We start from the raw sequence: 18,438 nt of genomic DNA on the forward strand, positions 1-18,438 counted from the left end.
TGATCAGGCCTTTTTAACGAATTCTGATTTTAGCGCCATCGCGCCGAAACCCTCGATCTTACAGTCGATATTGTGATCGCTGTCTACCAAACGAATGTTTTTGACCTTCGTGCCGGCTTTGATAGTTTGGGAGGTACCTTTTACAGGGAGGTTTTTAATTGTCACCACCGTATCGCCATCCTGCAGCGTATTACCGTTACTGTCTCTTACTACAAAGGATTCCTCAACCGCGGGCTCTCCCGAAGAACTCCACTCATGCCCGCATTCCGGACAAACGAGTAAGCTCTCTTGTTCATAAGTATAAGGGGATTGGCAGATCGGACAAGGTGCAAGTTCAGTCATAGCTATTCAATATATTGAATGTGCAAAGGTAACGATTAACAGCCAAATATTTACTATTGATGAACTGGCAAAGGACGAAACCATCCGGGAGGCGGATACGCTGCTCCCGACCATACCGAACGCTTTTGAGTGAAGTGTAAATGTGCATGCGCTGTCGGCTATTTTGAAATACGTTGCCCCGGGCGGATAGGTGATAGGCCGGTTAAAGGGAAATACCTGTCAACCGGGCACAATTGACCAGCAGTTCATCCTGCCTGCCGGCATCATCCGCCGAACGGTTATAAGGTGCCTGTTTTTGGTGGTGAAAGTATTGCCCGCTGACCAGTGCGCCTGGTTCATTGCTTGCAGCCAGCCAAACCTGCGTTTGATAGCCTTGTTCCAGGTCATCAGGTGCACCTGCACCGCCCATCCTGGTGGGTACCCAGCCCGGATCGACGGCATTGGCCTTCAACCCCGGCCACTTTCTGGCCAACGCTTTGGCTAACATGAGCACATGCAGTTTGGTATCGGCATAGGAAGGCTTAGCTGTCCATTCCGGGTGACCTGATAAATGCATTCCTGAACTTAAATAAATCAGCCGTTCAGGCTTGTGCATCAAAGCAGTTAATATATACGGTGCCAGCGTATTTACATGTAACAATTGTTGTGCACTGGTTTGGTAAACGCCTGCGTTATGAATGACTGTATCAAAAGTTCCCAATGCATTAGCGTTTTCGGCCAATGTCTTGATGGCCTCCATATCTGCTAAGTCTGCTATAAGTATATCAATAGCGCCGGGCAAGTTTTCCAGCGCCTCTTGCCCTCTTTTTTCATTACGGGCATGCAGCACCACCTCATGTCCCTGTTTTACTAATTCCCTGGCCGCCAGCTGGCCCAAACCATCCGCGGAACCTGTGATAAATATCTTTGCCATTGTATTTGACAACAAAGCTAAATTATCTTTGTTGCGATGAAAAGGCCAATGCCTTTTTTCTGGATTTATTAAACCTACTACAGCTATTTTGAGAGCGAGATGGTCCCCGTCTTCCGCAAGGTCAATAAAAACCGCAATATAATGTGGTCTGTATTGCCACCTGGCGGGAAGATCATGCCAGTTTAAAAACGGAAATTCCTGCGGTAGCTGATAGGTTTTTGAAGTCAACTAAATCCAACTCCAGGATACCCGTGAAGGGTTTGAAGAAGCGGCAGGGTGGTTGTGAATTAATCTCCAGCCGCGACAAACAACCCTGCCAAGCTGCCCGGCTTACCTGTATACGCGCGGAACGCTTTTTATCAATAGGGCGTTAGGCGAGTAACCAAACTGATTTTTAAAAGCATAAGAGAAATGCGACAGGTTTTCAAAGCCTGCTTCCATATATACATCGCTGGCTTTGCGCTGCTTTTCCGATAACTGGTAATGCGCCAGCTCCAGCCTTTTTTTGGTGAGCCAGTTTTGCGGTGTGGCATTGAATGACTTCTTAAAATCCCGACGGAAAGTGGCCAGGCTACGTCCGGTCAGGTAGGCAAATCTATCCAATGTCATATTGAACATATAATGCCGCTCCATAAAATCCGTCAGGTTTATTTTACCAGGCGGTTCGAAGTCAGCCAGTAAACCGTCGACATTTTTATCCACCGATCTTAATATTCGAATGGCTTCTTCAATTTTCAGCTCAGCTATATCCGGCGGCAGATTTTCACCCAAGTCAAAATAAGGGATCAGGGATGCCAGGCAGCTTTCCAACAAGGGATGTTTTGAAAAACTATAGATTTTTTTAAAAGGCTCCGCTCTGCCGACCGCCTGATGCCTGGCGTAAAAATCCTTTAAACGTTCCTGGGTCAGGTGCATCGCTACCGCCGCGTGTGATCGCCCATCCTTTGGATAATTAATAACAGTAGCCAACTGGTTACGGGGTATTAAAAAAATATCACCGGCATTAAACACCTGCGTTGCGTCAGCTTGTATGATCTTTGTTTCGCCGGATAAGAACCAAACCAGGATATGGTGCTCAAACATCACTTCGGTTTTAAAGAGTTTACCTTTAAATTCCGAAAGCTTAATGTCAGCCGTAATATATTTGGTTTCAAATGTCATACGTAAGCGTAAATCTACAAATTAAAAAAATGTCAGTTAACTGGAAATAGTACCGCGGTCATTTCTTCCGTCAATGCCCACAACTTTTGCGCGTTTTCCGCATCAACGGAATAGGGCTGCACCCCTCTCAGGGATGAAGGGTCATTATAATGATGTTCAATATTTCCTTTATCCAGCTCGGCCACATCTGAATTCTCACAATAAACGCCGCCAATGCCGTTCAATTGCGGGCTGGTAGCGCACCAAACCGATGTGGCGGCCCCTTGAGCAACATTTTTTAGTTTGGCCGCTACATCAGGAAATAGATTTCCATTTTGATCATGGGTACCCATTTGCTGAAATAAAGTGACCGGCGCAACACGCGCAAGGTCGGTACCGATCACAGCACCGGGGTGCACGGAAAAGGCCCTGACATTAAATTCTTTCCCGCGATAGTCAAGTTCTACGGCGAAAAGGTTATTGGCCGTTTTGGATTGCCCGTAACCCTGTAAAGTTTCGTACGGGCGATGAATAAAATTGGGGTCTTCGAAATTGAACGGCGCTATCTGATGCCCGAAGGAAGACACATTTATCACGCGCGCGCCATTGGCTTCCTTTAAAGCTGGCCAAAGTTCCGCGGTAAGCTGAAAATGGCCGAAATGATTGGTAGATAATTGTGATTCATTCCCATCCTTATCGCGCAGCAGCGGCACCCACATAATACCGGCATTATTGATAAGGATATGAAGGGCATCATTCGCTGCCATGAACCGCCCGGCAAAGGCCGTTATAGATTTAGCATCCATCAGGTCCATTTGTTCGATGGTTACATTATTCATACCTGCTAAATTGTTTGCGGCCTTATTACTATCGCGGGCCGGTATAATTACTTTAGCGCCGGCCGCCACAAGGGTTTTCACCGTTTCAAGCCCTATACCTGCGTAGCCACCGGTAACAATGGCCGTTTTACCATTCAAATCAATTCCTTTGATAACATCCCGGGCGGTGGAGGCAATGTCAAACCCGGAATGAAGGGGTTGCTGCAGGGCTCCGTTGTAATTGTCGTTTAATTTCATTTTCGCTGTTTTTATAAGACAAAAGTAGCTGTCTATGCGTCAGCACGTTTTGTTTAAAGCGTCAAATTACTTTGTTCAAAACGTCAATTATATCTTGACTTTTCGTCAATACATTTTTTTTGCATTGTGCTTAACTTTGTAAGTTAAAGATTTTTACATTCCCTTTCTACGCAGCATATATTAAAGAAAATATTTGGCGCAGATCAAAACATTGGGCAAATCTGATCGCTGGCGATGGAAGTTTTAAGGTTTCTGGCCGGACTCAATGGAATGACCGATACCCGAAAAGGCCAGCGATTTAAAGCCTATTCCTGGTATAAATTACATTTCACAAATAACTACCATCAACAAGTGTTTTATACTGTCGGTGTAGATGCAAATGACATGGCGTTGGTTATTAAATTAGATTGTCAAAGAATGGTACAGACAAGCTTTTTCTACCTTTTCAAGAGTATTTTGATAGCCTGAAAAGGCAAAGGGGAATTCATGAGTGGCGGATGTTTATAAAAATGAACTAAAAGATTCGGACTGGAATCTGCTGATCGACGAATCTCAAACATATATTTCCGAAACCATTGACACTTATAATGATACGATAGCGTATATCAATTCTCACAGAATTAGAAAATCTGCAAGAATATGCTGGAACGATTATCGTTGGACGAGACCTTCAGGGTTTTTAGGAAAATCGGTAACGGCTCAACGGTCACAGGCATTTATCCATGAGCGCGAAAATGGATTTGCCCCGGAAGAATGGCTATTTGATCTTGAAAAGACTATAGAAGGATACCATTATGCACGGATAGAACCTGTACACATTAAAACGGGTAAGCATATCAATGAAAAATATGATCTGATCTTCTATACCTTCAATAGCGGGATTTCGCAATGGTTTTGGGTAGGAGAAATTCGGGAGGTAGAGGTGATCTCAAAAAACGAATCAAATAGAATCTATAAGGAATATAAGGCAAAACGATGGTGGAATGAACAGCAGCTTCAGTTAGAGGAATTACGTAAAACGGACGAAAATTCCGAACATTTGAATGTAAAAAGCTTTGTGGATTGGGATGCGAACGATCTATTCAACATTCGATTTAGGCCGGAAGATGTCAAACTATTTCCTGAATTACAACCATTTTCAAAAAATGAAAAACCACCATCAAACCATTATAATTTACCCGATGCAGGAGATAAGCCTGCATTTTTAACCCCGCCTAAAGTTGGGGGGCTTAGGTTTGAAGAGGTGGACGACGATAATGATGACAATGACAATAATGAAAATACAACAATTATTAAGCGTAATTACTCAGTAGGTCTAAGGGAGCTGTTAAATGTTCATTACGACCTTCAGAAAGCATTTATAAAGTACCTGAAAATTACATATACTGAAGATAAAATTGGTAAAGAATGTATCAGAATTGGTTATAATACAAGAGTTGATGTGGTCAGGCAAACAGCATAAGGTTTTATATTTTACGAAATTAAAACCTATCCAGATGTTTTGACCAGTGTAAGGATGGCAGTAGGCCAGTTGCTTGAGTATCAATATTTCCCTGACCAAAATCTTGCAATAGAATTAATGATTGTTACCCATTTAAAGGCAGAACCAATTATTTATGATTATTTGACTCAACTTGAACTTAAAATTGGAGTGAAAATCGGTTTGATTTGTTTCGACTATAAAAATAAAATTGTCAAGGTATAGAATAGACATTTAATAAGACCGGGCTTCATCACTGTTAATCAGCAAGCCATAACAATAGCTTTTTGCACGTTTACCGCAGTTTTTCTTATAGCTTTTCTATTTCCTCCGCCGAAAGCCCGGTGAATTTCTCGATCTGGGCAATAGGGAAACCTTCTTTTTTCATTTCGCGAGCAACATCTTTCTTACCCTTTTTCTCACCTTTTTTTTCGCCTTTCTTTTCACCCTTTTTTTCAGCTCTGTCTAATAAAAGTTCTTCAATACCCATGGTGTTAGTCCTTTCTGTTAAAATTTCTACCTGTTGTTCAAATTTAGTGTTTATCTCCGGGTTTTCAAAGCGTATGTAATATCTCAAAAAATTCATCAGTACCCTTATTTTTTCTTTTGCTATCTGTTTGGCCAGTAATAACCTGGTTAGGTTAAGCTTTAAGTTCAATAGCAACTCATCCCGTTCTATGCTGTTTTTCAAATCCCTGCCCGCAAATGCAGCCTTTGCTGTAAGCACCACCAGGGCAAAAGGGTTATTGCTGGCCTTTAGCGCTTCATCGTTTTGGCTGGCTATTTTGTAGGTGTTAAATGTATAGCGCAGGCTGGTACCCATAAAATCTATAGCAAAATGATCTGGCCTTTCTCTGGTATTGGCTTCGGTAAATATGGCGTAGGCTACTATAGGCTTTTGATACTTATCCAATATCCGGTAAAAGTAGGTGTACATACGGCTGGCAAAATTCTTTTGATACTGGCCCTGCACTTCCACATGTACCAAAATCCATTCTTCTTTCCCCGCTTTGGTAAATACTTTCACCAGTTTATCGATCACCTTTGGCGAGTACTCATCATTATCCGGAGGGAAAACTTGTTCCAGCTCTTTATCCAGGAATTCAAAGCCTCTATTAAAGTCGAAGATGTCCGCAGCTTCAGGATTAAGAAAGCATAGGAAATCGTCAAAAATATCTTCGAGGATCCCTTTCCAAAGGATGTCATCTTTTCTTCTCATTTAGGTAAAAACAAAAATTAAGTATAGTTAAAATCGTCAACACAAGCCCTCTAAATAACCAAACCCGGCCTTTAATAGTGCCGGGTTTGGTCGGTGGTGGATAGTTGATTAAGCGGGTAGCTGATAGGCTTAAAGATGTTAGGTGTTCAAAAACTACTCACTTAATAAACCCAGTCAACCACTCACTACTATCTTATCTCTACACCGCGTCTGATAGCGAAGTAAAAGTAAAATCACGGATCCGCATAGGAGGGATCAGCGCGTTTTGGCCCGATTCGCCGCTTACCGTACGTTCGGATTTACCCAAAGCATCCAGGTTATTAAGCATAATAACCGGGCTTTCGTTAAACCTTAAGTTCTTGATCGGGAATTTGATTTGTCCATTCTCGATATAAAATGTACCGTCACGGGTAAGGCCGGTAAACAATAACGTTTGCGGATCAACCGGGCGAATATACCACAGGCGGGTAACCAAAATTCCTTTTTCAGTTCCTTTTATCAATTCTTCTAAAGTGGCGTTGCCTCCCTCCATAATTATGCCATCGGGATTTGGAATCGGTTTCACGCCTTGTTTTTGAGCCCAGTAACGCGAGTATGTGAAGTTTTTAACTACTCCTTTTTCAATCCAGCTTCTTTTCACCTGCGGTTGGCCATCGCCGGCCCAACTGCCGGTTGGCAAATCGGGATGCGATGGGTCGGAGTAAATGTTTACCCTTTCATCAACCATTTTTTCGCCAAGTTTGGTTTTGCCTCCTGGTTTGCTCAAAAAACTGCGGCCTTCATCCGCGCTGCGGGCATCCAATCCGCCGTACAATTGTTCAAGTAATACAATACCGGCGGCGGGCTCTAAAATTACCGTGTATTTTCCCGGTTCAATAGCTTTGGCGCCTTTGGAGCCGGTTGCTTTTTGAGCAGCTATTTTGGTAAATGCCAGTGTATCCAGTTTACTCACATCGTTATAACCCTTGGTTGAGTATCCCGAACCTGTACCGTCTTCGGAACGTAAGGTTACCGAGAAATTTACATCTGTAGAGGTATTGTAGGCGAACAAGCCATGCGAATTCATCATCGAGCTAAAGCCCGCGCTGTTTTGCAAAAAGCCTGCTGCTATTAATTTATTTTCTTTTGCTGTATCCAGGCTTTTGCCCACCATATCTGTACGCAGCGCTGGGGTAATAGTCGCTGTTTCGGGCACAAAGGTTTTTGAACGTGGTGCGTAAGTTTGCGGGCCTAAAAAGGATACAAACTCCGGGTTTTCGGGCGCCAGTTGTGCCAGTTCTTCAGATAAGCGAACGGCCTTTTCAACCGAGGCATCATCATATTCGTTGGTGGTTACCACCCCCAGTTTTTTACCAAATGCTGATGAAATAACCATACTGGTTTGGCTTAACGAACCACTGGTAGATACTGTATTACGGGCGTACCTAATATTGCCCGAGTCTGATCCGCCAAAGTTGATCTCGCATTCATCGGCTTTTGAATAGCCCAGCGCCTTTTTTAATATCGCGCGGCATTCATCTTCTGTTAAAATTGCCATATATTAAATTTTTCTTGCTGTATTAATTACGTTAACTCCTTTAAATAATGCTGTGGACGATCCATGAGATACGGCGCTGGCCTGCATAGGCTGGCCTTTACCATCAAAAAATGATCCGCCTAAGCGATAATCATTGGCATCGCAAACTGCGGCGCAGGAGTTCCAAAACTCCTGGGTGTTTGACTGGTAAGCTACATCATTCAGCATACCTACAATTTTGCCATTTTTGATCTCGTAATACAGCTGGCCGCTAAACTGGAAGTTATACCGTTGCTGATCTATCGAGAACGAACTATCGCCAATGATGTAAATGCCTTTTTCTACGTTTTTGATCATATCATTTACGCCCATAGGCACTTTGCCGGGTTGCAAGGATATGTTGGCCATGCGCTGGAATTGCACATCCTGCCAGCTTTGCGAATAACAGCAGCCCTGCGATTCTTTTAAACCGATGATATGTGCCTGATCGCGGATGGCCTGGTAGTTAACCAAAATACCATCTTTAATAATATCCCACTTTTTGGCCTCAACACCTTCGTCATCATAACCAACGGCGCCAAGCGAGCCAACCTGGGTTTTATCGGCCACAATGTTTACATTTTTGCTGCCGAAATTGAATTTTTTTGATTCCCATTTATCCAGGGTAAGGAAACTGGTACCTGCAAAGTTCGCTTCGTAACCTAATACGCGGTCAAGCTCGGTAGGGTGGCCAACAGATTCGTGTATGGTTAACCAAAGGTGACTTGGATCTAAAACCAAATCGTATTTGCCCGCTTCAACAGATTTTGCTTTCAGTTTTTGATCGGCCTGGGTAGCTGCCGCGCGGGCATCTTCCAGCATATCATACCTGTCTTTATAAAGGGTTGTTACACCTTTTATCTTATCGCTTTCGCGTGGGGTCATGTATTCATAGCCCATTCCGCGCGGGGCGCTTAACGACTGGCGCGTTTCAAATTTGCCTGTTTTAGAATCTATTTTAGTAACCGCGAATAAAGGCCAGATGCGGTGGATATCCTGGTCGATATATGAACCATCGGTAGATGCAAAGTATTTTTGCTCGTTTACTAAAAACAGGATGGAGTTTACATAATTGGCGCCACCTTTCATGGCCGCATCATTTACAGATAGCAGCAAATCTGTTTTTTCTTTCATCGGCACTTCAAACGCGTTGCGTTCAATCGGCGTTTTCCAGCTTACTTCGCCATGGCCCTTTTGAGGCACCAGTTGCACGGGGTCGGTTTGGATGCGGGCGTTTTCTTTGGCGATAGCTACGGCAAGCTCGGCGGCTTTGGCTATGCTATCATTATCCAGCTTATCTGTAGCGGCAAAACCCCAGCAACCGTTGGCAATAACGCGGATACCCATACCGTACGATTGGGTATCAACTATATTTTCAACCTTGTTTTCGCGGGTTACCACAAACTGGTTAAGGTAGCGGCCTATACGCACATCGGTATAGGTGGCGCCTTTTGACCGGGCAGCATTTAAAACCACGTCGGCCATTCGTTTTTTAAGGGCCACATCTACCGGGCTCATATCATGGCCGGGTAAAACGGGCGAACCGAAAACGGGGATCCTGCTAAGCATGGATGCACTAATGCCCATTCCGGTTAGGTAAAGGAAATCTTTTCTTTTCAAGGTCAGTCAGTTTTAAGTCCTAAATATAATGAGTGAAGTTTGAATATTTATGTGTTTGAAGTTAGATCGCGTGATTTGTTACGGATTATCTTAAGATTTCCTTATTACATAGGCTTTGGCGACCTGGTCATGCCATCCTTGCTTCATTGGGTTCCAAAAAACCGTTAAAAAACCTGCGCCGCAAAGGAAGCTGGATAACAATTTGCTAAAATTGCGTGATAGGGCTTTTCCAAAGCTTATCCTTTCACCGCTTTCATCAACAACAATTAGTTTGCAAATCAATTTGCCTATTCCGCCTTGCATGCTTGTTGCCTCAAAAATGGAATTATAGGCAACAAGGCCCAGGAAAAATATAACCCGGAATAAAAGATCGGAGTCCGGAGAATCTAAATTTATTGAATTGTGCGTAAATATCCCAGCAACATTTATCAGCGCGAAAAATATGATCAGTATCAATATTACGATAACATAATCAATAACAAAAGCCAACAGGCGCCACCAAAAACTGGCAACATTGTACCGGTTAGGTGGATTTATTCCCTTTGAAACGAAATATTCCTGAAATTCTGGTAAATCTGCCGCGTGTTGTAAGCCCTCGGCGAGGGGCGATAATAGGAAATCGTCGGCTTTAATATTCATATCCATTAACTGGGTATGTGTATACGGGCCTTCATTTTGTCCCTGCCTTAAAATGTAGTATTCATTAATCATTGATCAATCTGTTTAGGTTTTGGAAATTAATTAAAATCCAGGTAACAAACAAATTATCGGGGTTAATAATTTAGCGCGTACATAATAATATTTACCCCAAACTTGGTATTATCCTCGGCAAGGAAGCGCTTATTCCTATAATCATAGTCCCATTCACAACCATAATCCTTGCTGCTATATAATACGGCTATACGCCCGTTAATTTCGATGGCTTTTAGGTAATCGTGCACCAAATCATCTCCCCAGCCATTTAATTCAAAGCTGGTGGTAGGGGGGCCTTTATCGAAAGAAAAAAAAGAATGGTATATTTTATGATTGTTGGGGATCTTCTTTAACGCGGTTGGACCAAATAAAGCAGCCATTTGCGCTTCGAATGATTTGGCAAAAAGTCCGTCGATGTCATGGTTGCAGTCATCCACAAAAATAAAACCACCGTTTTCTGCATACTTTTTAAAATTCGCCCGTTCTTTGGTGTCAAACTGCACAAGCTTGTGGCCGCTCAGGTAGCAAAATGGATATAAGAAAATATCGTCGCTGCTCAGGGGGATCACTTTTTCCTGCTGATCGATGGGGATGGTGGTATACTCCAGCAGGGAATTAAGCAGGTTTGATGGCATGCGCTGATCGGTATCCCAATCGCCGGAGTGATAACTTAACCTGGTAAACGTAAATTTTCCGCTGAATGCCATCGTGTTTTAAAACCTTAAAAGTAGTACAATATTTTATGCTGATGCTACATTTGTTTGCATTGCTTGTAAAGTTTTGGATACTTTATTTAATTTTTAATAAAAAATACTGGTTATTAATCAAAAGGGTGATATATTGGGGGAGTACATTAAAAACGTATTAAGTTGGAACTGACCGAAAATAATATAAAAGCACTGCTTGCCAAATTGCCTGCTTTAAAAGGCGAAATTCAAAAGGTAATAGTAGGGCAGGATGCCATATTGGACGAATTGCTGGTAGCATTTTTAGCCGGAGGCCATTGCCTGTTGGAAGGCGTGCCCGGCCTGGCCAAAACACTCATCGTAAAAACTATGTCGCAGGCGCTACACCTGGCCTTCAGGCGCATCCAGTTTACTCCCGATTTGATGCCTACGGATATTATAGGCACCGAGATACTGGAGGAAGACCATGCTACAGGCAAACGTTTTTTTAAATTTAATAAAGGCCCGTTGTTTGCCAACATTATTTTGGCCGATGAAATTAACCGAACGCCACCCAAAACGCAATCGGCATTGCTGGAAGCGATGCAGGAGTTTGAGGTGACGTATGGTGGACAAACATACCCGTTAGATAAACCATTTTTTATCCTTGCTACCCAAAATCCTATTGAACAGGCCGGCACTTACCCATTGCCTGAAGCCCAGTTAGATCGCTTTTTATTGCTGATAAAAATTGGATACCCAACGGAGCAGGAAGAGTTTGAAGTACTGAACCGTACCACCGGTACCAAAAAAGCCGATGTTAAGGCAGTAATAACCGCCGAAGAGATCATTCAGGCCCAGGCCCTGGTAAGGCAGGTTACTATAAGCGAAGACCTGGTAAAATATGTGAGCAAGGTAATCCGCTCAACCCGCCCCGATACCACCACTGTAAGCTATGTAAAAGAATGGGTGCGCTGGGGTGCAGGCCCGCGGGCAGGGCAGGCTTTAATTTTAACTGCCAAAGCACGCGCTTTATTAAAAGGACGTTACTCCGTTTTAATGGAAGATATCCACGCTATGGCCCCGGCTGTGTTACGGCATAGGATATTGATGAATTTTAAGGCCGAGGCAGAGGGTATTACATCAGATAAAGTGACGGCGGAGTTAGTGAGGGTGGTAGAGAGAAGTAAAGCCATTGTCTGAACCGGGATTAAACAGATTTATCAGATTTTTTGGATTTTGATTTGCTTCAACACTTAAATTCTGTTATTCCTGTCAATCCATTAATCTGCTTAATCCGAGTTCAGAAAAAAATAAATCCGATATCGAACATCCCAAATCCGAAATTAAAATGCTTGATCCAAAAGTATTAATGACCATTAAGGATTTGCCATTGCTGGCGAAAACGGTTATTGATGGCTTTATGAATGGGTTTAACAAAAGCAAGGTGAAGGGACCCGGGCTTGAGTTTAGCCAGTACCGCAGCTATCAGCCCGGCGATGACCTGCGCTGGCTGGACTGGCATATGTTTGCCAGGAGCGACCGGTACTATATCCGCGAATCGGAGGTGGAAACCAGCATTTCGGTAAAGTTTTTGGTTGATGCCAGCGCTTCTATGGATCATGACGATAATGGAATTAAAAAGATAGACTATGCCCGCTTCCTGGTGGCATCGCTGGCCTGGCTATCCAATTTGCAGGGCGATTCCGTAGGGTTGTATGTTTTCCAGGATGGAGGTTTGTTTTCGTTAGCATCCAAACCCGATCCGCAGCATTTGCAGCGGTTGTTTTATCACCTGCAGCAAGTTAAACCCAACGGCAGGTTTACGCAGCCTGTGCATTACAGGGAGCTGTTTGCCGGCGACGGACGTAAGGAGCTGCTGGTATTTGTTACCGATATGTACCAGGCTGATGGCGAGATAAATAAACTACTCGATTCACTAACAGCTTTAAAGCATGAAGTGGTGGTATTCCACCTGATGGGTAAAAACGAGCTTGATTTTGACTTTGGCGGATATGCTTCATTAGAAGACCTGGAAACCGGGGAGACCATCGAAATAAATACCCAACAGGCAGTCGAGTACCAGCAAAAGCTAAAAAGCCATTTAGAGGCTATCAGGATGCAATTACTGGGCAAGCATATCTACTACAGGATGCTCAGCACTGCCCAGCCGCTGGATGAAGCCTTACGCGATTTTTTAACACAACGGAATAAAAGCAAATTTTAACAAACTGTTTACTTTATTCATTCTTAAATCAATAATTCAATAACTCATTAATTCAATAATTAACAAAAGGTGCAGTTTTTAAACCCCATATGGTTGTTTGCCATTGCCGCGATAAGTATCCCGGTAGTTATACACCTATGGAATATCAGGCCGGGCAAAACCCTAAAGGTTGGCAGCATCGCCCTGATAACCGCGGCAGCGCAAAAAAGCAGCCGGAGTTTTAAGCTGAACGACGTGTTGCTATTTATTTTACGGTGCCTGTTTTTATCGACGCTTGCTTTTTTATTGGCGGCTCCCTTTTGGCAGCGCAGCCAGGCCACAGCCAAAACAAAAGGGTGGGTGCTTATCCCTAAAGCCAACCTGAAAGAGACCTACAAAAATTTAAAATTTACTGTAGATTCTCTGTCTAAAGCTGGTTACGAGTTTCATTTTTTTGATGAAAATTTTAAGAAGTTTGAACTAAATAAAACACTGAATGATAGTTTATTAAAAGATAAACCTGATGTAAAAAATTACTGGAGCCTGGTGGCAAAATTAAACGAAAAGCTACCGCCAGCTCTCTCGGTTTATTTACTCACACCAAACCAGGCAAAGTACTTTAACGGCAGCAAACCATCTGTATCGCTCAACCTGCATTGGTTAACATATACCCCCGCTGACTCTGTAAGCACCTGGATTGAAAGTGCATGGTTTACCACTAATAATTCAATTAAAGTCATTGAAGGCAATTGCCGGCCATCGGGTACTTATTTTACCAGCTATATTATTCAATCCGAAGGCGATCCAAAATCGCCATTTGTGGTAGATGTTAACCATGGTAGCCCGGTTGTCAGTTTGAAAACGGCCCCCGAAAAACACACGCCGATTGATACGGGTGCTTTACGGGTGGCTATCTATAGCGATAAATACAGTGTTGATGAAAAGTATTTAGTTGCTGCCTTACAGACAATTATCGATTTTACCCAACGTAAGGTTGTAGTCAAAAAATATGCTGATGCGGCGCAAATACCAATAAAACAGGACTGGTTATTTTGGCTGTCCGACAAACCCGTTGATGCCAGTGCGCTGGTTAAATCTGCACATATATTTAACTACCAGCAGGGGAAGATCGAATTGGAATCATCGTCAATAAAAACCAGCAGCGCTTTTGCGTTGGCCGACGAGGAAGACCCGGCAGCAATTTATAAACTGGTTAAAAATAAAGTTTCGGGCGGTAAACCTATTTGGGTTGATGACTATGGCAACCCTGTTTTAACGCAGGAGCACGGCCCGCAAACTATACAGTACCACTTTTATTCCCGTTTCAATCCGGCCTGGAATGACCTGGTTTGGAGTAATAAATTCCCGAAGTTATTATTGAAACTGGTTTTATATCATCCTGATTATGAAGTATTAAACAGTCATGATTTAACTAAAATTGACCACCGGCAAATGATGCCAAATATAATTTGGTCGGCAAAAAAGATAGATAATAGTAAAATAATTGTGCAAACAGATCTGTCGCGCTATTTCTGGTTGATGCTGATTGCCGTGTTCATTGTCGAAAGATGGGTTGCCCATAAAAATAAGCCTGTATTAAAATGATTGAACCTACAGGGATAAAGAAAATAAACGCGATACGCAGGTGGTATATCAGTTACCAGCTGCTTGCCGATGTGCTTTTTGCCGCCGCTATATCGCTGCTTTCAATTGCTTTGTTAAGGTATTTATTTAAGGTGCCGGTGCTTTGGGCATTACCGTTATTTGTATTATGCCTGGTAATTTTTCTGGTCATTCATCAGGCCTGGAAAACCAGCGACGTTTTAATAGCTAATTTCCTTGATCAACAATATCCCGAACTGGAAGAAAGCAGCGGCTTGGTATTAAAACCTGCATCAGAATTAAACCTCCTGGAAACATTGCAGTTACAAAAGGTAGAAACTCAGTTGCAGGTTGTTCCGCAGTGGCACAGTTCGTTTTTAAAGCGGGCTAAACTTGCGCTATTGTTGCTGTTGTTTGCATTCGGATTCACATGGGTACTAAACAAGCCGTCGGCAACAAATCAATCTTTAACAGGAAAAGCCTTATCAACTGAAAATAATGCCCTTGCAGAAAAGGTATTGCCTCAAATATCCTCGATTGACGTTATAGTACATCCGCCGGCTTACACAGGTAAACAGCCTCGTAGCCAGGATAAGTTTACTTTAAATGTAGAGGATGGCGCGACTGTGAGCTGGAAAATCGCCACCAATATTGCTGTTAAACAGGTGGCATTGCTGTTTAACGATAAAGAAACTATCAACCTTAAAAATATAAACCCCGATAAAACCGCCTGGCAAATTCAAAAACTGATTAACAAGCCTGGTTTTTACCAGGTTAATGTAGACGGCAAACTTTCGGACTTATACCAGGTACAGGTAATTGTAGACCAGCCGCCGGTTATTCATATCAAATCGCCCAAGCAATACACCTATATTGATGCGGGCGAGGCGCAAAGGATAAATATTGACGCAACCGTTAATGATGATTATGGAGTAGCAAGCGCGCTTGTTTTCGCGACAGTAGCTAAGGGAAGCGGCGAGGCCGTAAAATTCAAAGAGTATAAAATCGATTTTTCTACTGCTTTCAGTTCGCACCTGCCACAGTATAGCCTGCAAAAATTAATTAGTCTGCCTGCTTTAAACATGGAGCCTGGCGATGAACTTTACTTTTACATACAGGCTACCGATACCCACCAGCAGCAAAGCCGCACGGATGTTTATACGGTATCTATACAGGATACCGCCCAATTGTTAAATATGGATGGTATGCTGAGCGGGGTTAACCAAAAGCCGGAATTTTTCCGTAGTGAAAGGCAGATTATCCTTGATACCGAAAAATTGCTGAAGGATAAAGACAGCATCACAACGGTTAAGTTTAACAACCGGAGCAACGACCTGGGTGTTGATCAAAAGCTGCTCCGGCTGCGCTATGGTAAGTTTTTGGGCGAGGAGTCAGAATCGGACATTAATCCTGCGGATGTGAAAGATGATCCTGTTGGGGATATCAAAAATTACGGCAATGCGGCGGTTGTATTGGATAAATACACTGATAAACATGATAATGCCGAGGATGCCCAGTTTTTTGACCCCGAACTAAAAAAGCAACTTAAAGCTACGCTTACAGAAATGTGGAAGGCCGAATTGCAATTAAGGCTTTACAAACCACAAGACGCATTGCCATTTGAGTATAAGGCACTGCGATTGTTAAAAGATTTGCAGCAAAAATCAAGGATGTATGTAGCTAAAACGTCGTATAATCCACCTGCGTTAAAGTTAGAGAAACGTTTAAGCGGCGATTTGTCGAAGATCAATCAACCCATCAATAAATCGGATGTTAAACCCGGTACCGATCAATATGAAAATTTAAAAAAGGCGGTGCAGGTTTTAGCGGAGCTTAAGGTTGCGCCAAAAATGAGCGATGCAGATGAACATGTGCTTGCTTTAGCCAACCAGCAGCTTAGCTCAAAGGCATCTGCTCAACCGGGTGCTTACTTGCCGGCTTTAAGTGCTATGCGCCGGATATTATCGAACCCAGATAAAATTAGGCCGGGCGATATCTCGTTGGTAGAACGGGCTATTCAAAAAACACTGATTCCAGCTGATAAAATGCCGGTTGCAGCGCAAAACCCCGCAGATTTAGGTTTATCGCAGCAGTATTATAAAAACCTTAACCGCTTAAACCGTTAAATACAAATGAATTGGAACACCCTTGTTATCGTCATTTGCATTTTAATTGCTGCTTTCGCGATTTGGAAAGAGTACGTTCGGGCCAATCAATCGCGTTTGGTTTTACGGCTGCTTACAACTATAACGGCCGTAATTGCCTTAGCATGTATTGCTTTGCCTTTAACTTACCAGGTTGATGTAAATAAGCAGGACAAAAGGGAAGCGCTATTATTAACCGAAGGATTTAGTGCTGAAAGTGTGAGCAAGTATAATACGGAAAAAATATTCACCCTGAATAACACAATCAGCAAAAAGATTCCAAAAGCGATCCTGATCTATGATTTAGCAGATCTGAAAGCAGATTCGACAATTACACAAATACGGATCCTGGGTGATGGTTTGGACAAGGAAGAACTACAGCGACTGGATCATGTACCGGTAATATTCCGTCCTGCGGCTTTTAAACAAGGAATAACTGCAGTTAGTTGGAATGAACATCTAAAAGCAGGAGACGAGATTAACGTTGCCGGAACTTATAAAAACAGCTTGCCCGGAAAAATAAAACTGGTACTGAAAGGTTTAAGTACAGGGTTGGATTCGGTAATCATTGCACCAAGCGAGGCGGTGCCGTTTAATTTAAGGAACACGCCAAAAAATCAAGGTAAAAACGTTTATAAGCTATTGTCCATAGCCGGGATGGATACCCTCGAAAACCAAAATATCCCCGTACAAATTGACCCGGCTAAACCTTTGAATGTTTTAATGCTAACTGCATCGCCCGATTTTGAGAGCCGGTTTTTAAAGAACTGGCTTTCCGAAAACGGATACGCGGTGGCTGTCCGCTCGGTAATCAGTAAAGATAAATTCAACAAAGAGTTCATCAACCTGGATCAATTTCCGCTTGATCATTTATCGGCGTCGGTTTTTGGCAAGTTTGATGTGTTAATTGCCGACCTCTCCGTTTTGAAAACACTAAACGGGGCCGAGGCTGCCGCCTTACAACAGGAAGTAACCCAAAAAGGCCTGGGGGTAGTTGTCCGGGCTGATAGTAGCTTAAGATCAAATTCGTGGCTACAACGTGATTTCCCTGCCGACCGGCTGGCGGTGAAAGATCCCGCACCGATATCGCTCAACATACAAGGCAAAACCGGTAATACAGCCAAATTGAATGCCGGAATGGTTTACCTGGCAAACCAGGCCAATACCCAATCATTGATTAGTGACGAGCATGGACATGTTTTAGCAGCCAATGCATTGGCCGGTGCCGGCAAATTGGTATTCACACCCCTGAATAATACTTTCAGTTGGATATTGGGCGGCGATAAAGCCGACTATTCATCTTTATGGTCGCTATTGATTACCAAGGCAGCACGAAAGGTTGCCACACTAGAATCATGGACAATAAAATCGGTTATACCAACATTATCAAATCCGGTTGAATTGCAGCTGGAGAGTGCGGTAGCGCCGCCTTTAATACAAATTGACAGCACGGTTATCTCCCCAATACAAAATAGCAAGCTCCCTTTTCAATGGACGGTTAACTATTGGCCAAAGACGGTTGGCTGGCAATCTGTAAAACAAAATAACGGGGCTTTAAACTGGTTTTATGTTTATAGTTACGATGACTGGAAAAATATAAGGGCGCTAAAAAAGCAGGCCGACACCAAAGCCTACATCGCCAACAACGCGATTAATAGCAATGTAACGAAACAGATACATGAAAAAGCCACGATTGCTGTAAGTAAAATATATTTTTATGTTTTGCTGCTGATGGCGTGTGCTTTTTTATGGTTAGAGGCCAGGTTTCGGTAGTTATATAAGT

At 43.0% G+C, this 18,438-nt stretch carries 16 protein-coding genes; 7 read left to right on the forward strand and 9 right to left on the reverse strand.

Annotation, left to right across the window (positions count from 1 at the left end; genetic code table 11):
- Positions 1-3 precede the first annotated feature (3 nt).
- The 4 genes from PQ469_RS11855 to PQ469_RS11870 all read right to left on the reverse strand — a co-directional run bounded on the left by PQ469_RS11855 (position 4) and on the right by PQ469_RS11870 (position 3,471).
- Positions 4-342: a zinc ribbon domain-containing protein YjdM gene (locus PQ469_RS11855; protein ID WP_274213148.1), complete on the reverse strand. Its 339-nt coding sequence runs from the start codon at positions 340-342 to the stop codon at positions 4-6.
- A gap of 202 nt (positions 343-544) precedes the next feature.
- Positions 545-1,255 carry an SDR family NAD(P)-dependent oxidoreductase gene (locus PQ469_RS11860; protein WP_274213149.1) on the reverse strand — a complete coding sequence of 237 codons (711 nt, stop codon included), beginning with the start codon at positions 1,253-1,255 and terminating at the stop codon, positions 545-547.
- Between the two features lie 330 nt (positions 1,256-1,585).
- Positions 1,586-2,416 carry a helix-turn-helix domain-containing protein gene (locus tag PQ469_RS11865; RefSeq protein WP_090645939.1) on the reverse strand — a complete coding sequence of 277 codons (831 nt, stop codon included), beginning with the start codon at positions 2,414-2,416 and terminating at the stop codon, positions 1,586-1,588.
- A 32-nt stretch (positions 2,417-2,448) separates the two neighbouring features.
- Positions 2,449-3,471, reverse strand: a complete 1,023-nt coding sequence (locus PQ469_RS11870; protein WP_274213150.1) for an SDR family NAD(P)-dependent oxidoreductase — start codon at positions 3,469-3,471, stop codon at positions 2,449-2,451.
- 490 nt (positions 3,472-3,961) lie between these two features.
- On the opposite strand from PQ469_RS11870, the gene PQ469_RS11875 reads away from it, so the two are divergent.
- Entirely contained in the window at positions 3,962-4,933 is a 972-nt protein-coding gene (locus PQ469_RS11875; protein ID WP_274213151.1) for a hypothetical protein, read from the forward strand.
- A 54-nt stretch (positions 4,934-4,987) separates the two neighbouring features.
- Positions 4,988-5,176: a hypothetical protein gene (locus PQ469_RS11880; protein ID WP_274213152.1), complete on the forward strand. Its 189-nt coding sequence runs from the start codon at positions 4,988-4,990 to the stop codon at positions 5,174-5,176.
- An 85-nt stretch (positions 5,177-5,261) separates the two neighbouring features.
- On the opposite strand, the gene PQ469_RS11885 is transcribed toward PQ469_RS11880, so the two are convergent.
- The 5 genes from PQ469_RS11885 to PQ469_RS11905 form a co-directional block, all read right to left on the reverse strand.
- A complete protein-coding gene (locus PQ469_RS11885) occupies positions 5,262-6,170 on the reverse strand; it encodes an RpnC/YadD family protein (protein WP_274213153.1) in 909 nt (302 codons plus the stop codon).
- Between the two features lie 199 nt (positions 6,171-6,369).
- Positions 6,370-7,707 carry a TldD/PmbA family protein gene (locus tag PQ469_RS11890; protein WP_274213154.1) on the reverse strand — a complete coding sequence of 446 codons (1,338 nt, stop codon included), beginning with the start codon at positions 7,705-7,707 and terminating at the stop codon, positions 6,370-6,372.
- Between the two features lie 3 nt (positions 7,708-7,710).
- Positions 7,711-9,345, reverse strand: coding sequence for a TldD/PmbA family protein (locus PQ469_RS11895; protein ID WP_147060099.1), 1,635 nt, complete (start codon positions 9,343-9,345; stop codon positions 7,711-7,713).
- Between the two features lie 90 nt (positions 9,346-9,435).
- Entirely contained in the window at positions 9,436-10,056 is a 621-nt protein-coding gene (locus PQ469_RS11900) for an RDD family protein (RefSeq protein ID WP_090650962.1), read from the reverse strand.
- A 62-nt stretch (positions 10,057-10,118) separates the two neighbouring features.
- Positions 10,119-10,745, reverse strand: a complete 627-nt coding sequence (locus PQ469_RS11905; protein WP_147060103.1) for a DUF4159 domain-containing protein — start codon at positions 10,743-10,745, stop codon at positions 10,119-10,121.
- Positions 10,746-10,907: 162 nt separating this feature from the next.
- Between PQ469_RS11905 and PQ469_RS11910 the strand changes: the two genes are divergently transcribed.
- The 5 genes from PQ469_RS11910 (at position 10,908) to PQ469_RS11930 (ending at position 18,428) form a co-directional block, all read left to right on the forward strand.
- On the forward strand, positions 10,908-11,906 hold the full coding sequence (locus PQ469_RS11910; protein ID WP_274213155.1) for an AAA family ATPase: 999 nt from the start codon (positions 10,908-10,910) through the stop codon (positions 11,904-11,906).
- 148 nt (positions 11,907-12,054) lie between these two features.
- The gene (locus PQ469_RS11915) at positions 12,055-12,930 is read left to right on the forward strand and encodes a DUF58 domain-containing protein (RefSeq protein ID WP_274213156.1); all 876 of its coding nucleotides are present in this window, start codon (positions 12,055-12,057) and stop codon (positions 12,928-12,930) included.
- A 69-nt stretch (positions 12,931-12,999) separates the two neighbouring features.
- The gene (locus tag PQ469_RS11920) at positions 13,000-14,514 is read left to right on the forward strand and encodes a BatA domain-containing protein (RefSeq protein ID WP_274213157.1); all 1,515 of its coding nucleotides are present in this window, start codon (positions 13,000-13,002) and stop codon (positions 14,512-14,514) included.
- Complete coding sequence (locus PQ469_RS11925) at positions 14,511-16,637, forward strand: DUF4175 family protein (protein WP_274213158.1); 2,127 nt, start codon at positions 14,511-14,513, stop codon at positions 16,635-16,637. Before PQ469_RS11920 ends, PQ469_RS11925 begins: the two co-directional genes overlap by 4 nt.
- A 6-nt stretch (positions 16,638-16,643) precedes the next feature.
- On the forward strand, positions 16,644-18,428 hold the full coding sequence (locus tag PQ469_RS11930) for a Rossmann-fold NAD(P)-binding domain-containing protein (protein WP_274213159.1): 1,785 nt from the start codon (positions 16,644-16,646) through the stop codon (positions 18,426-18,428).
- Positions 18,429-18,438 lie beyond the last annotated feature (10 nt).

It is taken from the genome of Mucilaginibacter sp. KACC 22773 (assembly GCF_028736215.1).
In the GTDB taxonomy this organism is placed as follows: Bacteria; Bacteroidota; Bacteroidia; order Sphingobacteriales; family Sphingobacteriaceae; genus Mucilaginibacter.

Coding starts and splice junctions, on each gene's coding strand:
- PQ469_RS11880 (WP_274213152.1), top strand. CDS start 4,988: ATGGCAGTAGGCCAGTTGCTTGAGTATCAATATTTCCCTGACCAAAAT.
- PQ469_RS11870 (WP_274213150.1), bottom strand. CDS start 3,471: ATGAAATTAAACGACAATTACAACGGAGCCCTGCAGCAACCCCTTCAT.
- PQ469_RS11885 (WP_274213153.1), bottom strand. CDS start 6,170: ATGAGAAGAAAAGATGACATCCTTTGGAAAGGGATCCTCGAAGATATT.
- PQ469_RS11915 (WP_274213156.1), top strand. CDS start 12,055: ATGCTTGATCCAAAAGTATTAATGACCATTAAGGATTTGCCATTGCTG.
- PQ469_RS11860 (WP_274213149.1), bottom strand. CDS start 1,255: ATGGCAAAGATATTTATCACAGGTTCCGCGGATGGTTTGGGCCAGCTG.
- PQ469_RS11905 (WP_147060103.1), bottom strand. CDS start 10,745: ATGGCATTCAGCGGAAAATTTACGTTTACCAGGTTAAGTTATCACTCC.
- PQ469_RS11865 (WP_090645939.1), bottom strand. CDS start 2,416: ATGACATTTGAAACCAAATATATTACGGCTGACATTAAGCTTTCGGAA.
- PQ469_RS11890 (WP_274213154.1), bottom strand. CDS start 7,707: ATGGCAATTTTAACAGAAGATGAATGCCGCGCGATATTAAAAAAGGCG.
- PQ469_RS11925 (WP_274213158.1), top strand. CDS start 14,511: ATGATTGAACCTACAGGGATAAAGAAAATAAACGCGATACGCAGGTGG.
- PQ469_RS11930 (WP_274213159.1), top strand. CDS start 16,644: ATGAATTGGAACACCCTTGTTATCGTCATTTGCATTTTAATTGCTGCT.
- PQ469_RS11855 (WP_274213148.1), bottom strand. CDS start 342: ATGACTGAACTTGCACCTTGTCCGATCTGCCAATCCCCTTATACTTAT.
- PQ469_RS11900 (WP_090650962.1), bottom strand. CDS start 10,056: ATGATTAATGAATACTACATTTTAAGGCAGGGACAAAATGAAGGCCCG.